The 17,305-nt window shown below is 60.8% G+C and carries 11 protein-coding genes; 8 read left to right on the forward strand and 3 right to left on the reverse strand.

The annotated features are described in order from the left end of the window. Window positions 1-111: 111 nt before the first annotated feature. The 7 genes from GYK42_RS13930 (at window position 112) to GYK42_RS13960 (ending at window position 14,358) form a co-directional block, all read left to right on the forward strand. The gene (locus tag GYK42_RS13930; protein WP_166447991.1) at window positions 112-2,706 is read left to right on the forward strand and encodes a chemotaxis protein CheB; all 2,595 of its coding nucleotides are present in this window, start codon (window positions 112-114) and stop codon (window positions 2,704-2,706) included. Next, the gene (locus GYK42_RS13935) at window positions 2,703-4,817 is read left to right on the forward strand and encodes a PAS domain S-box protein (protein WP_205711397.1); all 2,115 of its coding nucleotides are present in this window, start codon (window positions 2,703-2,705) and stop codon (window positions 4,815-4,817) included. Before GYK42_RS13930 ends, GYK42_RS13935 begins: the two co-directional genes overlap by 4 nt. An 85-nt stretch (window positions 4,818-4,902) precedes the next feature. Continuing rightward, complete coding sequence (locus tag GYK42_RS13940) at window positions 4,903-7,050, forward strand: S46 family peptidase (protein WP_431190172.1); 2,148 nt, start codon at window positions 4,903-4,905, stop codon at window positions 7,048-7,050. A 194-nt stretch (window positions 7,051-7,244) separates the two neighbouring features. Further along, on the forward strand, window positions 7,245-9,968 hold the full coding sequence (locus GYK42_RS13945) for a type VI secretion system Vgr family protein (protein ID WP_240943591.1): 2,724 nt from the start codon (window positions 7,245-7,247) through the stop codon (window positions 9,966-9,968). A gap of 22 nt (window positions 9,969-9,990) precedes the next feature. Then, the gene (locus tag GYK42_RS13950; protein ID WP_240943592.1) at window positions 9,991-11,928 is read left to right on the forward strand and encodes a phospholipase D-like domain-containing protein; all 1,938 of its coding nucleotides are present in this window, start codon (window positions 9,991-9,993) and stop codon (window positions 11,926-11,928) included. Window positions 11,929-12,046: 118 nt separating this feature from the next. After that, window positions 12,047-13,639 (forward strand): tetratricopeptide repeat protein, encoded by a 1,593-nt coding sequence (locus tag GYK42_RS13955; protein ID WP_166447994.1) that lies wholly within the window; start codon window positions 12,047-12,049, stop codon window positions 13,637-13,639. 185 nt (window positions 13,640-13,824) lie between these two features. Next, entirely contained in the window at window positions 13,825-14,358 is a 534-nt protein-coding gene (locus tag GYK42_RS13960) for a DUF4303 domain-containing protein (protein WP_166447995.1), read from the forward strand. A 3-nt stretch (window positions 14,359-14,361) separates the two neighbouring features. Here the strand turns inward: GYK42_RS13960 and GYK42_RS13965 are convergent, their stop codons facing one another. Both GYK42_RS13965 and GYK42_RS13970 read right to left on the reverse strand, forming a co-directional pair. Then, complete coding sequence (locus GYK42_RS13965; protein WP_166447996.1) at window positions 14,362-14,853, reverse strand: hypothetical protein; 492 nt, start codon at window positions 14,851-14,853, stop codon at window positions 14,362-14,364. A gap of 41 nt (window positions 14,854-14,894) precedes the next feature. Continuing rightward, window positions 14,895-15,542, reverse strand: coding sequence for a TetR/AcrR family transcriptional regulator (locus GYK42_RS13970; RefSeq protein WP_166447997.1), 648 nt, complete (start codon window positions 15,540-15,542; stop codon window positions 14,895-14,897). Between the two features lie 67 nt (window positions 15,543-15,609). Here GYK42_RS13970 and GYK42_RS13975 point away from each other — a divergent pair, with 67 nt between their 5' ends. Next, window positions 15,610-16,146, forward strand: coding sequence for a DUF2867 domain-containing protein (locus tag GYK42_RS13975; protein WP_166447998.1), 537 nt, complete (start codon window positions 15,610-15,612; stop codon window positions 16,144-16,146). 10 nt (window positions 16,147-16,156) lie between these two features. Here the strand turns inward: GYK42_RS13975 and GYK42_RS13980 are convergent, their stop codons facing one another. Beyond that, window positions 16,157-17,149: a hypothetical protein gene (locus GYK42_RS13980; RefSeq protein ID WP_166447999.1), complete on the reverse strand. Its 993-nt coding sequence runs from the start codon at window positions 17,147-17,149 to the stop codon at window positions 16,157-16,159. Window positions 17,150-17,305: the final 156 nt, after the last annotated feature.

Here is a 17,305-nt window from a genome sequence, read left to right on the forward strand (position 1 = left end):
TAAAACCCCTGCGCCAAATTCGCGTTTTGTCGTGCATCTTGAGTGCTAGAATGCAAGATTATTATCAATTCCCAGCCTGACGCTTTGGCCGTGGCTGCATTCTTGCCGACGATGACACGCAGTAAACACAGCAATGCTTCCGTTCCCGAAGTGGCCGCCATCGTTTTCCCGGTGGTGGCCATCGGCGCTTCCGCCGGCGGGCTCGATCCCATCGTCGCTTTCCTGGCCAACGTGCCGCAGGAAAGCGGGATTGCCTATGTGGTGATCCAGCACCTCGATCCCACGCAAAAGGCCATGCTGCCGGAATTGTTGCAGCGCGCCACCAGCATTCCCGTCACGGAAATCACGCACCAGGCGGAGTTGCGGCCCAATCATATCTATGTGATTCCGTCGAATGCCGACCTGGGCCTGGCCAAGGGGCGTTTCGTGCTCAGCGAGCCGGTGCAGCTGCGCGGCCACCGCTTGCCCATCAATACCTTTTTCGAAAGCCTCGCAAGCGAGCTGGGCGAACTGGCCGTCGGCGTGATTTTTTCCGGCATGGGCAGCGACGGCACGCGCGGCCTGCAAGCGCTCAAGCAGGCGGGCGGCCTGACCCTGGCCCAGTATCCCGATACGGCCAAGTTCGACATGATGCCGCAAAGCGCGATTGCCGCCGAGGTGGTGGACCTGGTCGATTTCCCCGACAAGATGCCGGACAAGATCATCACCTATCTGTTCCGCAGCAGTTTTCTCAGCTTGCCCGGGCATGAACCGAACGGGCGCAATTCCCTGCAGGAAATCGTCGCCTTGTTGTCCGAGCAAACGGGCAACAGCTTTACCGATTACAAGATCAATACGGTGCTGCGGCGCATTGAACGGCGCATGAGCTTGTATCAAATGACGTCGATGGAAGAATACGTGCCGTACTTGCGTGCCAATCCCGCCGAAACCGATTTATTGTTCAAGGAATTGCTGATCGGCGTGACGAGCTTTTTCCGCGACCCGAAAGTGTGGGAATACCTGAAGATGGTGGTCGTGCCGCAAATGCTGGCGGCCCACCCGGACGGACGCGCCTTCAAGGCCTGGGTGCCCGCCTGTTCCACGGGCGAGGAAGCCTATTCGCTGGCCATGGTGTTCCATGAAGTGGTGGCCAGCATCAATCCACCGTCGAAATACAGCTTGCAGATTTTTGCCACCGACCTGTCGGCCGACGCCATCGACCGCGCCCGCCAGGGCCGCTTTCCACATAGCATCGTCAGCGATGTGTCGGCCGAGCGCCTCCAGCGTTTCTTCCTGCGCGACAAGAGCGGGTACCATGTGAAGAAAGAGATCCGGAACACGATTATCTTTGCCCAGCAAAACATCATCTCGGACCCGCCATTTACCAAGCTCGACATCCTGTGCTGCCGCAATCTGCTGATTTACCTCAATGCCAAGTTGCAGCAGCGTTTGATACCCTTGTTTCATTACGCCCTGAACCGTGATGGAATCTTGCTGCTGGGCAGTGCCGACACGCCCGGCCATTTTTCCGACCTGTTTTCGCCCCTGACCACGTCGACCCGGCTATATCGCCGCCTCGACAACCTGGCGCGCCAGCGTTTGCCCACGTATTTCCCCACCAAGGTATCGTTGGCATCCCCCCCTACACCTAGCGACACGAGAGAAGTGAGCATGACTGGAAAGATTCAATCCCATGTCGAGCAATTATTGCTCCAGAAATATTCGCCTGCCGCCGCGCTGCTGAACCAGGATGGCGACATCCTGTACATCAACGGCCGCACGGGCGCTTTCCTCGAACCGGCGGCCGGCAAGGCCAACTGGAATATCCACGCCATGGCGCGCGAAGGCTTGCGCTATGAACTGGCCGGCCTGATCAAGCAAGCCCTGCAAAGCGAGAGCGTGGTGCGTCTGAAGGGCCTGGTCGTCAAGGACCACCTGGGGCAGTCGCTGGGCGTGGACCTGAGCGCCGAAGCCCTGAGCCAGCCAGAATCCCTGCGCGGCATGGTGTTTGTCACGTTTGCCAGCATGCCACTGGTGGCCGAAGCACGGCGCGGCCGCTCGCCGAATCCGAAGGTGCTGGAGCTGGAGCAGCAGCTGGCGCAGGCGCGCAATGAAATCCAGGCCGTGCGCGACGAGATGCAGACGTCGCGCGAGGAACTCAAATCGGCCAACGAGGAATTGCAGTCGACCAATGAAGAGCTGCAATCGACGAACGAGGAGCTGACCACCTCGAAGGAAGAGATGCAGTCGCTCAACGAGGAGCTGTACACGGTCAATGCCGAGCTGCAATCGAAGGTCGACGATCTGTCGCTGGTCAACAGCGACATGAAAAACCTGCTCAACAGTACCGATATCGCCACCATTTTCCTCGACAGCGACCTGCGCATCCGCCGCTTCACGGCGCCGGCCACGCAAATTTACAAACTGATCCAGACGGATTTGCGCCGCCCGCTCAGCGACATCGTCAACGACCTCGACTATCCGGGCCTGGAACACGATGCGCTGGAGGTCATCCGCAGCCTCGTGTTTTGCGAGCGGCAAGTGGAAACCAAGACGGGGCGCTGGTACAACGTGCGCATCATGCCGTACCGCACGATCGAAAATGTGATCGATGGCGTAGTGGTGACCTTCATCAACATCACGGAATCGAAACTGCTGGAAGCCCAGCTGCGCCAGATTCAGTCCGGCGCCGCGGCGGCCGGCAATAGCGGCGAGAACGTGTCATGAGCGAACCATTCGACGAGGGCAACGTGCCGGCCAGATTGCGAGAGCAGGCCGAGCAACTGGCGGCGCAGCAGCGCCAGCCCGTGCCGCAGTCGAATGAAGATGTGATACGCCAGCTGCATGAGTTGCAGGTCAGCCAGATCGAGCTGGAAATGCAGAACGCGGCCCTGGCCGAACTGGAACAGCTGAAGAATGAATATGAAAGCAGCCGCGACCGTTATGCGCAGCTGTATGAACAGGCGCCCGTCAGCTACTTTTCGCTGGCGCGCGAGGGCGTCGTCACGCGTGTCAACGTGGCGGCTTGCGGCTTGCTGCAGCGCGACAAGAATCAGCTGCTGGGGCGGCGTTTCGAGCAATTCATCGCGCCCCAGGCACAAGGCAGCTTCCGCCGCTTCCTCGACGCCGTCTTTACCAGCGGTGCGCGCCAGGTGCTCGAAGCGCAGCTGTTCGGCGGCTCGGCCGGCGGCATGGTCCGCATCGAAGCCAATTTCGACACCGCCAGCGACACGGCGCGCATGCTGGTGACGGACCTGGGCGACGAGCACGCGCGCGAATCGGCCTTGCGGCGCGCCTTCGTCATCCTCGACAGTATCCGTGAAGGCGTGCTGGTGACGGACAGCGGCAACCGCATCATTTCCGTCAACCCCGCCTTCACCACCATCACCGGCTACCAGGCCGAGGAGGCCATCGGGCGCGATCCGTCCTTCCTCGGCGGCGGCACGCATTTGCCGCATTTCTATGAAACCATGTGGCGCAGCCTGCACCAGGATGGCAGCTGGTATGGCGAAATGGTGAACCGGCGCAAGAATGGCGAGCGCTTCGTCGAATCGCTGTCGATCACGCCCATGCGCACGGCGGACGGCAGCATCAGCCATTTTGTCGGAGTGTTTTCCGATATCACCGAGCGCAAGCTGGCCGAAGCGGACTTGCGAGAACTGCACCGCGAGCTGGACCAGCGGGTCATCGACCGCACGGCCGAATTGCTGCACGCCAACCAGCATCTGCAGCAGGAAGTACAGCAGCGCGAACTGGCGCAGGAAGCCTTGCGCGATGCCGAGCGTTTCTTTCACGCCACCATCGATTCGCTGACAGACCGGGTGCTGGTGCTGGACCAGACGGGCAGCGTCTTGCATGCCAACCAGGCGTGCGTGGATTTTGTAGGGCAGATGGGAAAACCGCTGCATTACCTGGAGTTTTGCGAGACGGACGCGCGCTGGCAGCGCAGCGCCGGGCGCGAGCTGGCCGCTGGCATCCGCTCCGTGATTGCCGGCCGCGCCGATGCGTTTGCGCTCGAGTATGAATTTGCCACGCGCTCAGGCGCCCGCTGGTCGCAGGCCAGGGTCAGCCGTTTTCTCGGCGAAGGGCCGCTGCGCGTCGTGGTGGCGCACACGGACATCACCGAACGCAAGTTGATGGATGGCGCCCTGCGCCAGTCGCACGCGCAGCTGCGCCAGCTGGCCTTGCACCTGGAAACGGCCAAGGAAGACGAGCGCAAGCGCATTTCGCGCGATATCCACGATGAACTGGGACAAAACCTGCTGGCGCTGCGCATCGATATTTCCATGCTCAGCGCCCGCACCGAGGGTTCCCATCCGCGCCTGCACCGCCGGGTCGGCGCCGTGCTCAGCAATGTCGACACGACCATCAAGAGCGTGCGCGGCATTATCAACGAGCTGCGCCCGATGGCGCTGGACCTGGGCTTGCAGGCGGCCATCGAATGGCAGGCGGGCGACTTCCGCAAGCGCAGCGGCGTCGCTTGCCGCCTGCTGATACGCGACGAGGCACTGTTTGCCGCCATCGGCAGCCAGGCCGAGATCGTGCTGTTCCGCATCGTGCAGGAAGCGCTCAGCAACGTCATGCGGCACGCCCAGGCCAGCCAGGTCGAGATCGAGCTCAGTTCCGATGCCTGCGCCGTGTACGTGGCCATCAGCGACAACGGCATCGGCATCACGCCTCAGCAGCAGCGCAAGAAACAGTGTTTTGGCCTGATCGGCATCGCCGAGCGGGTGACGGCGCTGGGTGGCCACTTCGAGGTGGGCTTGCCGGCCTCGGGCGCCGGCTGCCGCCTGGCCCTGCAGATTCCCTTGCAGGGAGCGGGGCGGCCGGCCGCCTGATACGGAGTGCAATGGGTTAATTTTTGCCGACTCATGCCCCCGGGACAGGCTATACTTTCGCCTGCTATTTATGGAGGGGCATATCTTGTTCAAAACAATCGTTTTACCAGTCGCCTTGTTGGGCGCGTTCGCCGGCGCACACGCCGACGAAGGGCAGTGGCAACCACACCAATTGCCACAGCTGAAAGCCGAACTGAAACGGGTCGGCATCGAAATTCCTGCAGAAAAACTGGCCGACCTGAGCAAGCACCCGATGAGCGCCATCGTGTCGCTCGGCGGCTGCTCGGCCGCTTTCGTCTCCGACGCCGGCCTGGTGGTGACGAACCACCACTGCGCGTATGGCGCCGTGCAGCGCAATTCCACGCCGGAACACAATTACATCACCAACGGCTTCCTGGCCAAGACGCGCGCCGCAGAGCTGCCGGGCGGTCCGAACAGCCTCGTGTATGTGACGGACAAGGTGGAGAATGTCAGCGACCGCGTGCTGAAAGGCTTGACGGCCGACATGAGCGGCCGCGCACGCCACGAAGCCGTGGAAAAGCGCGTCAAGGACCTGATCGCCGAATGCGAAACGGACAAGATGTACCGTTGCTCCGTGCCCGCCTTCCACCGCGGCCTCGAGTACTACCGCATCCGCCAGATGATGATACGCGACGTGCGCCTGGTCTACGCGCCATCGGACAAGATCGGTAACTTCGGCGGCGACATCGACAACTACGAATGGCCGCGCCACACGGGCGATTACTCGTTCCTGCGCGCCTACGTGGGCAAGGATGGCCGTCCGGCCGATCCGTCGCCCGACAACGTGCCGTACAAATCGAAGGATTTCCTGGTGGTCTCGGCCGAAGGCTTGAAGGCCGGCGACGGCATCTTGCTGGCGGGTTATCCCGGCCGCACCAGCCGCTACAAGCTGCCGGCGGAAATCCGTTTTGCACGCGATACGGCTTTCCCCCTGAAAGTATCCGAACTGCAGGCCGACCTGGCCGTGATGGCCGACGCCACCAATGGCGACGCGGCAGCCGCCGTGCGCTATGCCAGCGTGGTGAAAAGCATCAACAACGTGCTGAAGAAAACCCAGGGCTTGCTCGACGGTTTTGCGCGCAAGGATATCGCCGCCATCAAGGACGTGCAGGATGCCGAGTTCCGCGCCTGGTACGCGAAACAGCCGAATGTGTCGCCGACCCTGCTGGCGGAACTGGACGCGGCGATCGCCAGCGACATGGCCTTGAGCGAAGAAGAGTTCGCCTGGAGCGTGGCCACCAACAGCGACTTGCTGAAAAGCGCGCGCACCATCTACCGCCTGTCACTGGAGCGCCAGAAAGTGGACGCCGAACGCGAATCGGGCTTCCAGCAGCGTGACCTGGCCTTCATCAAGGCCCGTCTGGCCCGACTGGAGCAGTCGTACGTCAACAAGGTCGACCAGGCGCGTTTTGAAGCAGGCCTGAAGCGTTACGCGCAACTGGCGGCGAAGAGCCATCCGCAAGGCCTGGACGCGCTGCTGCCGGCGCCAGGCGCCGTAGCAGCCCTGTACCAGCAGACGCAACTGGCTGACACGGCCAAGCGCCTGGCCTGGCTGGAAAAGGACCAGGCTGCCGTTACCCAGTCCGACGACGCCTTCATGCAACTGGCTGTCAAGCTGCATCCGGTGGACGTGGCGCTGGAAGAGCGCCGCAAGGAAATCGACGGCAACCTGGAACGCGTGATTCCGCAATATATGCAAGCCGTCATCGCGTGGAAGAAGTCGCAAGGCAAGCCTGTCTACCCTGACGCCAACTCGACCTTGCGCGTGACGTATGGCACCGTCTCGCCATACTCGCCGCGCGATGGCTTGACCAAGGGACCGTTCACGACCGTGGAAGGCATCGTCGAGAAAGTCACTGGCAAGGCCCCGTTCGAAGCGCCGCAAGGACTGATCGACGCCGTCAAGGAAAAACGCTACGGCCAGTTCCGCGACCCGGTACTGGGCACGGTTCCCGTCAACTTCCTCACCAGCGCCGACACCACGGGCGGCAATTCCGGCTCGGCCGTGATGAACAAGCGCGGCGAGTTGATCGGCCTGAACTTCGATTCGACGTATGAATCGATCACCAAGGACTGGTACTTCGATACGGCCATCACGCGCGCCATCCACCTCGACATCCGCTACATGCTGTGGGTGATGAAGGAAGTGGACCACGCGGATAACCTGCTGCAGGAAATGACCATCAAGTATCCGAAGGCTGCCAAGAAATAATCTTTCTTGATTGAAATAAAAGCCGCATCCGCCGCAGGGCCGATGCGGCTTTTTTGCGTATGGGCAACTAGTTTGAGTTCCATCAATATGCCAGCGGTCACCATGGTTAGCATGGGTTAGGGGAACTATCCGACGGAGGAAAAATGGATGATGGCGAGCTGGCAGCCGATCTGGCGCGCCTTTTCGGAGGGAGCATGCGAGTCCAGGACAGCCGCTTGCTGCGCATGGCTTTTCCGCGCGAGGACGGCCCGCCCGATACTGCGCTGCTGGTCAACAGCTTACGGGCGCACGAGGAAATGTCGCGCGACTTCCGTTTCGACGTCGAATTGCTGTCCGATAATCTCCACGTTCCCCTGACAGCGATGATGGGGCGCATGGTCACGATTTCCATGGTGCGCGATGACGGCAGCTTGCGCCATTTTAATGGTTATGTCGGCGAATTCCGCATGTTGCGCAGCGATGGCGGTTTCGCGTTCTACCAGATGGTGCTGCAGCCCTGGCTGGCGTTTGCCAGGCTGCGCATGGACAATGTCTCGTTCCACGAGCGCACGGTCATCGACATCAGCGAAACGACCTTCGATCACTATTTGCAGCGCGACTGGCAAAACCGGCTGCATGAGGAAAAAGCCATATTAAGCTGCGCCAACCAGCATAATGAAACCGATTACAACCATCTGCACCGGCGCTGGGAAGAGCAGGGACTCCATTATTGGTATGAACACCGCGCCGACGGGCATACCCTGTGTCTGGGCGACAATACCTGGCTGACCGACAGCATCGATCCCGGCGACGGCCATGCCAGCGACGCCGGCGAGATGGCGTTTCGCAGCGGCGCCGGTTCGCTGGAGTGCGACGGCATCAGCGATTGGCAGGCAGTACGCAAGATCGCTTCAGGCTCGCTCACGCTGGCCAGCTTCAATTACAAGCATCCGTATGCCAGCCGCGCCGGCGGCTATGCGCTCAATGAACAGGGCGACGTGTTTGCCCATGAACTGTATCAAAACAGCGGCTATGGCTATGCCGGCATGGACGAGGGCGAAGCGCTGGCGCAACGCCGCCTGGAGGAGCATTACTGCCAGGCGCAATATTTCGACGCTGGCGGCAATCACCGCTGTGCCCAGGCCGGGCGCAGTTTCACGCTGGGTGGCCACTTCAGCGCGCAGCAAGCGATGCCGGCCCGAGGTGAAGCGGCGCGCCCGGACGTCGGCGCGCGCGAATACCTGATCCTGTCGGTCGATCATGTTGCCAGCAACAATTATCAGGCAGGAACGGGCGCGAAGTCGCACTATGAAAACCGCTTCAGCTGCATCCGCAAGAGCATCCGCTGGTCTCCGGGGCGGCGCTTCAACAGCGCGCCTTGTGCGCCACCCGGCGTGCAGACGGCGATTGTTACCGGGCCGGCAGGCGAAACCATCCATACCGACGGGCTGGGCCGGGTGAAGGTGCAATTTCACTGGGATCGCCTGGGCAAGTTCGACGCCGGCAGTTCGCCATGGATCCGCGTCATGACGCCATGGGCAGGCCAGGCGTTCGGCCAGATCGCGTTGCCGCGCATCGGCCAGGAAGTGCTGATCCAGTTTCTCGACGGTAATATCGACCATCCCGTCATTGTCGGCGCCGTGTACAACGGCAACCATGCGCCGCCGTGGAATTTGCCGGGGCAACGCATGCTGGGCGGCTGGCGCAGCGCCGAGCTGATGCCTGGCGGCGGCCACGGCGTGCGCGGCAACCAGCTGGTGCTTGACGACACGCACCAGCGCATCCAGGCGCAGCTGAAAAGCGACCATCAGCATAGCCAGTTGTCGCTTGGCTGCATCAGCCGCATCGAGGACGCCAGCGGGCGCAAGGATGCGCGCGGCGAGGGCTGGGAGCTGGCGTCGGACGCCTGGGGCGTGGCGCGCGCGGGCCGCGGCATGCTGCTGACCACCGAAGCGCGCCCTGGCGCCGCCTCGCACATTAAAAGCATGGATGAAACCGTGCAGCGGCTGGCCGAGGCGGCTGAACGGCACAAGGCGCTTGCCGCCCTGGCGCAGCAGCATGGCGCGCAAGAAAGCGTTGCCCAGCAAGGCGCCGCTGCCGATGGGCTGAAAGCCCAGCATGCCGGCATCAAGGGCGTTGCCGGCAGTGGCGAAAACGCCTTTCCCGAATTATCCAGGCCGCATCTGGTGCTCGCCAGCGCTGCCGGCATCGCCACGACGAGCGCGCAATCGACGCATATCGCCAGCGCCGACGATACCGGATTGACGGCCGGGCGCAATCTGTCGCTGGCAGCCGGCGGCGGCCTGTTCGCCAGCCTCGGCGCGGCGTTCCGCCTGTTCGTCCACAAGGCTGGCATGAAACTGATCGCCGCGGCCGGTCCGGTGCAGATCGCGGCGCAAACCGATACGGTCGAGATCGTCGCCAACAAGGTGCTGGAGTTGATCAGCCAGGCCGACTGGGTGCATATTCGCGGCCGCAAAGGCGTGCGCCTGCACGGCGCCGATTGCATGCTTGAAATTAGCGACAAGGTGCAGTTTTTCACGGCCTCGCCGACGCTGTTTCATGGCAACCTGGAGACGCTGGCGCCGAAGAACCGGCCGCAAGCGGAGATGGAACCGTCCATCGCGCCGGTCGCGGGGCAATTGCAGCATACCATCCAGGCCCATGCGGACGGCGGTCAATACGCGAACGTGCCGTACACGCTGTACCAGGGGGAAGCCGAAGTCGAGCAAGGCCTGACCGACGAAGCTGGCCGCATCCTGATCGCGCACCAGGACGGCACCTCGCGCTACCGTGTCGTCCTGGGCAATGGCGAGGAGTTTGACTTGCAGGCCAGCGCGAGCTTCGACGCCAGCGCGGCGCCGGACGGCGAACAGCGCCTGTCGAACCGCGGCCTGCGCGCGCTGGACGATACCGGCGACGGCCGCTCGTGGCGCTGACCGCGTACTGACTGGAGAGACCATGCCCGATTCGACCAAGCGCACCGAAACCACCCATATCGACGAAGTCGGCCGCACTGCGACCAGTTCGCTCCAGTGGCTGCTGGAAAACCGCAACCTGAAGGGCAAGGCCAGCCACCCGATTACGCACAACAACAAGCTCACGCTGTTCATTTGCGGACAGGAGGGGTTCGCCGACATCGCCGGCGAGATCGCCAAGGCTAAACATTCGATCGACCTGTGCTGCTGGGGTTTCGACCCGGGCATGGAGCTGGTGCGCGGCAACAGCGCCACCTGGCCGCGTGGCGACACGTTTGGCGACGTGCTGATCGCCGCCGCACGGCGTCACGTCAGGGTGCGCCTGCTGATCTGGCATGACCGGATCGGCTCGCCCATGGTGCGCAATATGCCGGGCTATACACACGGCACCTCGCCATGGAAAACCGGTGGACAGCACTCCGACGACATCAGCGCCAAAGCCAGCCTGGCGATGTTGCACGATGCGGTTGCCACGAAAGCGAGGGTTAGCGGCGGTTACAGGGGCGATAGGATTGCTCCCGAGGATATCCCGATGCTGGCGCGTGAAGAATACTGCCACAGCTGGTATGCGGCCGCGTTCCATGGCTTGTTGGAGGGCCTGGAGATCCGCTTGCGGCACGGCGACAGCACCGCGATCGGCAAGAGTGTCGCGACCGAAATCAACCAGCCGCACGGCTTGACGATGGGAGAAATCGAAAAGCCCGGCATGCAATACCTGGGCACGCACCACCAGAAGCCGGTCCTGATCGATTTCGCCTACGAAGAGGGAGCCAAGGCCGTCGGTTACGTGATGGGCTTGAACTCGGTGACCGATTATTGGGATACGACGGCTCATCTGCTCGACGATACGCGCCGCGAACAGGGCGGCGTCAACGAGCGGCGCGAGTGTGTGCAGGGAATGGCCGCTGACGGCGGCTTTGCCACGCTGAAGCCCTATCAGGACTATGCCTGCCGCATCGACGGCGGCCGTGCGCTCATCGCGCTCTACAATAATTTCGTGAAGGCATGGGACCGCGCGATCGATGACCGCACGCGTTCGGCTTCCACCGACTGTGTTAGCCGGGAGTTGCCATGTGGCAGCCCACCGGCGCGGCTGTTGGATAAGGCCGAACCAAGCGACTCCACCGTGCAGATCGTCCTGACGCAGCCCGAGGAGCAGGACAAGACGATCAAGGAAACCTACTTTCGTGCGGTGACCCAGGCCAGCCTGGCGGCCGGCTACCTCTACGTGGAAAACCAGTATTTCCAGTATGAGGAATGGGCCCGGCACTTGTTGAGCGAGCGCAAGAAGGTGGTTGCCGCCTGGAAGGCCGGAAGCCTGAAGGCGGGCAAGACCATGCGTGACATGCCGATCATGCACGTATTCATTGTCATACCCGTGCCGGAGCGTGCGCAGATGGTGCCGCGCACCCACGACACGCTGGCAGCGCTGGGGCAGCACGACGGCATGACAGGGCAAAATACCATGATCGACGATTACAACAAGCTGCCGAAAACCCGGCGTGTCAGGGCCGGATTCGGCATTTCCGCCGAGGCGGAAGTCAAGTTGCCCGACGTGGTGCAGCATTCCAACGGCATCAATAAACCCGGCGCGATGACGCTTGAAAGCGAATTCGGGCTGAAGGTATCGGTGGCCATGCTCAATGTCAGCGCGTTTGACAAGGACCGCTGGCGCTACCGTGAAATCTACATTCATTCCAAATTGATGCTGGTGGACGACGTGTTCATGACGCTGGGCAGCGCCAACCTGAACCAGCGCAGCATGGCCGTGGACAGCGAAATCAATATCGCCACCGTCGACCGCCGCGTGGCCCGCGATTTGCGCAAGCGGGTGTGGCGCATGCTTAGCGGCGGGCTGGTTGATGGCGGGGAGGGAAGAAGGGGGAGATTGTGGATGCTTATCGGAAGTGGGTGGAGCTGATGGGAGAAAACCGTGGCAGGAAAAAATCTGATTCTGCAAGTGCGGACCACAAGAAAATGACCGGCTTCTTGCTCCCCTTGGAAGATAGACGCAGTTCCACGATACGTTTGGGATGAGCATGAAAAAGTATAAAAATTTCCCTGTTCCCCTGCCTTTTTTTATCTTGGCAGTTTTCCTGATTTTCACTTTAGGTGCCTGCAAAATGTCAAACGACAAAGTCCTGCCACGCAACCAAACCCTGCCACTTTTCAATCCCCATGTAGCGGATTTTGTCTGTGAAACCGAGGCGAGCAAAGTGCCGCCCATCGATGCGCAAGCCGAGGACTGGTTTCTCGAAGCGCGCGCCTTGGAAGATCCCGAAATTTTCATGGAAGACCGCGATTACAAAAAAATCGTCGCTCTGACGCATCAGGCGGCAGAGCGATTGCACTGGAAGGCGATGCTCAATCTGGCCAGTCTGTATGTGGAAGGGCGCGATCCCTTGCATAGTGAGGAAGAAGCGGTGCAACTGGTGGAAAAGGCGATGCGACTGGGCATACCGGCGGCCTATGACCGGATGGGAACGTATTATGCGAATGGCACGGGTGTCAACGGCGACATCACTCGCGCTTATGCCTTTTGGCAAAAAGCGGCGCAAATGGGTAATCCCCAAGCGATGGATTTTTTGTCAGATAAACTAAATGTAGGTCTGGCAAATGAAGGCGCAGGGTATTGGGCTAATATTCCTGTTGCAATAAAAATGATGGAATGTGCATTTTCCCAAGGGTACGGACCAGTTGCATATAATTTATCTTACATGTATGCCTCCCCGAGAATGGCCACAGGGAGAGTTAGCGGACCGCGTACGCCAGAAACTAAAGCACTTGCTCTTAAAGTTCTACATGAGGGCGTTGCATTCGGCTGCGAAAAGTGCGCAAACAAACTCACGATTGAATTCGGCGATCCGTTTGATCTTGCCGATATGCTGGTACCCTACGTGGACAAGGCTCGCGGCGAGCGTTATGCGGTACTTGGTAATGAGCTGGGATTCAATCCCAACGCGCGCTTTCCAAATCTGGACAAGGTATTGCCGCTCCCTCCCGCCGATCTGCCGCCCTGGAATGGCGACAGGGATACCTTGCTGCATGCGGCCAAAGGTGTGCGCCCGCCGCCAGCCGTCCCGCAGCCAAGCGCCGCCGCGCTATTGCAACCACCATATTTCCTGGTCGCCGACTATGCGCTGCGCCCTGCCGGCTGGCACAGCGATGCGCCGGCTGCGCCATTTGCCGCGTATTGGCAGCCCGTTCAAGGGCAGGGCGTGACGGCGGAAGCCCAATTATTCCAGCAAGACGAACCCTTCCGCCATTTCAGCGTGCTGGATGCCGATGGCGATAGCCGATATGGCGGCGTGAGCTGGGAGCAGTGCCTGACGATACGCCATGACCATGGCGCCGTGCAGCCGCGCGTGGCGCACGGCTTGCTGCGCGAGGTGGCGCGGCCCCAGCCTTGGTTGAGCTGTGCTTGCGGACAAGCCTGTCCCGTCAGCGGCGTCTGGCAACCGTGGGTGTCGCCCGACCATCCGCTGCAGGCCATCGTCAACCAATACTGGCGCCAGTCCTGGCTGACCCAGGGCGCGCCGTTCCCGCGACCGCGCCGCGACTGGCTGCTCGATTTGCGAGATGACGACGTGACGTGGCATTTGATGGATGCGTCCCTTCCTGATCTTGGATAACGCAATGCCGCAGCGATGGAGGACGCAATGGATAGCAATCAATCCAGCATGGCTGGCACGAGAGGACGCCTCGCGTCGCTTGTCACGGCATGGCTCGCACTGTTCCCGCGCCAGCGCCTGCCGAGTGGCGGTACCACGTATAATTCCTCGCACTATCCACCGCTATTCTTTTTCGACAGCTCCCCATGTCCCTGACTCCCGACACGCCGGCCGATTGGCAAACGTTTGAAGCGGCATACGCTGTCGAAGAAACCTGGTTCAAGCTGACCAGCGCGTCGCTGGCAGTGCTTGGCGCCTCCGCTTTCAAGGATCAGGCATTTTCAGCCTTTGCCTTCAACGCCGTATCGCTCCCATCCCTTTCGCTGAGCTTTGACACCGATCCCGACAACAGAAGGCGTGGTGATTACCCGCCGGACTGGTCGAACGAGTGCATGGAAGTCGATGTGCCGGAGATCGGCCAGCTGTGGGAGGAAGGCCGTGCAAGGATCGAAGGCGCGCTGAGCGAGCTGATTGACGCTGCCGATGACGAGCTGCTCTGCGCCATCGAGGAAGGCTATCTGCACAGCCTCAGGAAAACCATGGTGCGGCTGGAAATGCACCATGCTTTCGACCAGATCAAGACGTGCGCGCCGTTCTGGACTGTGGTCACGCAAATCGATGCCGATACGGATGAAGAGGAGCGCCTGCTCGAACAGGTGCGCCAAGGCCTTCTGGCGTGAGCGCTATATCAGGGCTTGCCAGGCCCTGACTTCTTCGTCCGTGAGCGTCGGCCCCCAGCCGCCGCGCAGCGCCGCATCGTGCTGCACGTAGTGTTCCAGCTGCGGCACGGCCACATCATGCCGGACGCAGATGTCAAAGACGGCTTCCAGCTGGCGCCGACTTGCAGCAAGGTCATCGCCATGCCAGGTACAGGCGCTCGTTTCCAGCACATGCTGCACCAGTTCTTCCAGCGTGCCGGGCAGGTGCCCGGGCATGGCCATGCGGACCTCGTCCGGCCAGGGATCTCCCATGCCCGTCACAGCCAGGGACGCAAAGCCCCGTTCCCAGGCAGCAAAATCCCCAGGCGCGACCTGCGCCAGTTTCCACACATGAGCGGCGAACGCGGACAGGGCGGGATGATCAATATCAAAGCGTCGGCAAAAGCGTTGCAGGCACGTGACAGCAGTGCATTGCCTGGCGATCACGGAGAGCGTGTCTATCGATATGTTGTGCATGAGTCAAAAGCTCCTGAAGGTGGCGTCTGCCGGTAACTAAGTCAATTTGACGGTATGACGCTTGTCCCGCCTGGCGAGGCAGCCTGCCGCAGCGCCTGCACCGGCAACTGAAAAAAGCGCGGCACCATGGCCGGTGACAGCTCATCGCCGCCGTACGTCATGGCCAGGCGGCCGCTCAGCAGCAGCATCACGTAGCCGTGGCCCAGCGACCAGCCGGCGCTGGCGGCGGCCTTGTCCCAGCGCGGGTCGAGGCCCGCTTCGCGCACGGCCGCGCCGGCCGTCTGCAGCACGTACTGGAAGCACGCTTGCGCCGCTTCCAGCAGGGCGGGGAACTGGCGCACGTCCTGGTGCTCGAACATCAGCCGGTAGTGGGCCGGTGCGGCCAGGGCGAATTCGATGTATTGCTGGCCCAGCAGCTGAAACCGCTGTTCGGAGGGCAGGCTGCCCTGCGGCGGCAATTCCGCTTCCCATTTTGCGATCAGGCTGGCGAAACCGGCCGCTGCCACCTCGGCCAGCAGCGCTTCCTTGCTGGGAAAGTGGCGGTACACGGCGGCGATTGATACGCCCACCGTGCGCGCCAGCTCGCGCAGCGAGAGGGTGGCGTCGTGCTGCTGCGCCAGTTGCGCGATGGTGGCGGCGACCAGGGTGTCGCGCAGGTTGCCGTGATGATAGGTAGTCGTTATCGTCATTCTATGTTATCGCTGTTCACATTGTCGTGTATGATGCTCATGTTATCACTGAACACATGGAGAGCACATGCAAGAGATGAACAACGTGGTACGTGCCGTGGCCATGCCGCCCGGCGCCAGCATCGCCCCGCTGTATCCCGGCAGCAACCTGGCCGACGCGTACGCCGTCGATTTGCCCACTGCGCCGGCGCGCCAGATGGACATGCAGAGCCTGGCGCGCCAGCTGTTGGGCAAGCAGCCGGGCTGGGCGCGCAAGCTGATGGTGATGCGCGATGCCATCGTGGCGCGCTTCGGTATCCGCACGGCAAAGCAGATGGAAGCGCGGCCCGGCAAGCGCATCGGCATCTTCCGCATCTATGCCGTCAGCGACGACGAGATCATCCTGGGCGAGGATGACAGCCACCTCGATTTCCGCCTCTCGGTGCTGCGCAACCGCGACGCAGGCCGCCATGGCAGCGTGACCGTGAGCAGCGTCGTGCATTGCCACAACCGGGTGGGGCGCGCCTACATTATGCTGATACGGCCTTTCCACAAGCTGATCGTGCGCAGTAGTCTGCGCCGTCTCCAACTGGCGATGGCAGACGGCGTGAGTACTCCTATTTAAGCAAGCCTGATCACGGCTGGATGCAGCGCGGTGAATTTGGCGGACATTTCCATTGCCATCTGACATTAGCTGTCTGGCTCAGCTTGACGGTAAACGCGATAGCAGGCGAGGCGATGGAAATGGTCATGACATTCGCCTCCTGGCTGCCGCTGCGTGGCGTGCCGTTGCCCGGATTGACGTCGACGTTCAAGCCGCGACCAAACTGTATATCAATCTGGCTATTACCCAACAAATACGGCAGGTTATTACCAATGTATTCACCGATGTCGAACTGCCTGCCGTCCGGCAAGGTCAATCCCGTCGGAGTCGGTACAAGGCGGCGCAGGCCAATTCCCCATGCCGGATCAGGAAGATACAGTAGTTTGTCCTTTACTTCGCCCATAGCTTCGCGAATGCCAGCTTCAAGCCGGTTATCGAGGATGCCGCTGGCTTTATTGACCAGCAGGTCACCCACGACAGGCAAGATCCAGCTGAGGTTGGAGTCGCAGTCGGTGGATGAATTCACGCTGGAATTCAGGCCTACACTGGGCTGCAATACGCCATCGTTCGCGCCATATTGGCCCGTAACCGAGATGTTATTGGCATCAAAGGTATTGACGCAATTGACATTGATGACACCGAATTTTTTTCCGGAAAAATGCGTAATCGCCCTGTAATTTATTCCATCCAAACTCATCAGAAGGGTATTCGGAGCGCTGGGTTGCATGCGAGCATGCAGGTTGCCGCTGATAGTGCCGTTTCTGAAGCTCGCGCCTGATTGTTTTCCCACCTCGGTAGCAATGACATGATTAAGCGTATTTTCAAATTTACGATGAATCATGCTCATGTCATTTGTAAATTGATACAGTTTGCCATTGGCGGCATTGGCACTCTCTTGATAGGACACAGAACTGCCGCCATAGCTGACGGTTACTACATTGCTGTAGCCCGAGATGATAGGGTACCAGGCGGCTTGTGCCGCACCACTGCTTAATGTCGCTAAAATCAATGCAATACGTCGCATGTTCACCTTTCGTAGTTAATATTGACAAGACAATGCTGTTGATGTCGGGGTGTTTGCATTGTTCTTACTTTGCATGCGTAAAGTAAGAACTTCTCAATGTTGCCATAAAAGGATGAAAATAACTTAATTTCTTTCCATTAATTTTCGTTTTATCAG

This window comes from Janthinobacterium lividum, from assembly GCF_011601275.1.
Taxonomy (GTDB): Bacteria; Pseudomonadota; Gammaproteobacteria; order Burkholderiales; family Burkholderiaceae_D; genus Janthinobacterium; species Janthinobacterium lividum_E.

Bases quoted from the DNA above. Each gene is read 5' to 3' on its own strand.
- GYK42_RS13980 (WP_166447999.1), bottom strand. From the start codon at position 17,149: ATGCGACGTATTGCATTGATTTTAGCGACATTAAGCAGTGGTGCGGCA.
- GYK42_RS13960 (WP_166447995.1), top strand. From the start codon at position 13,825: ATGTCCCTGACTCCCGACACGCCGGCCGATTGGCAAACGTTTGAAGCG.
- GYK42_RS13935 (WP_205711397.1), top strand. From the start codon at position 2,703: ATGAGCGAACCATTCGACGAGGGCAACGTGCCGGCCAGATTGCGAGAG.
- GYK42_RS13965 (WP_166447996.1), bottom strand. From the start codon at position 14,853: ATGCACAACATATCGATAGACACGCTCTCCGTGATCGCCAGGCAATGC.
- GYK42_RS13930 (WP_166447991.1), top strand. From the start codon at position 112: ATGACACGCAGTAAACACAGCAATGCTTCCGTTCCCGAAGTGGCCGCC.
- GYK42_RS13975 (WP_166447998.1), top strand. From the start codon at position 15,610: ATGCAAGAGATGAACAACGTGGTACGTGCCGTGGCCATGCCGCCCGGC.
- GYK42_RS13950 (WP_240943592.1), top strand. From the start codon at position 9,991: ATGCCCGATTCGACCAAGCGCACCGAAACCACCCATATCGACGAAGTC.
- GYK42_RS13955 (WP_166447994.1), top strand. From the start codon at position 12,047: ATGAAAAAGTATAAAAATTTCCCTGTTCCCCTGCCTTTTTTTATCTTG.
- GYK42_RS13945 (WP_240943591.1), top strand. From the start codon at position 7,245: ATGCGAGTCCAGGACAGCCGCTTGCTGCGCATGGCTTTTCCGCGCGAG.
- GYK42_RS13970 (WP_166447997.1), bottom strand. From the start codon at position 15,542: ATGACGATAACGACTACCTATCATCACGGCAACCTGCGCGACACCCTG.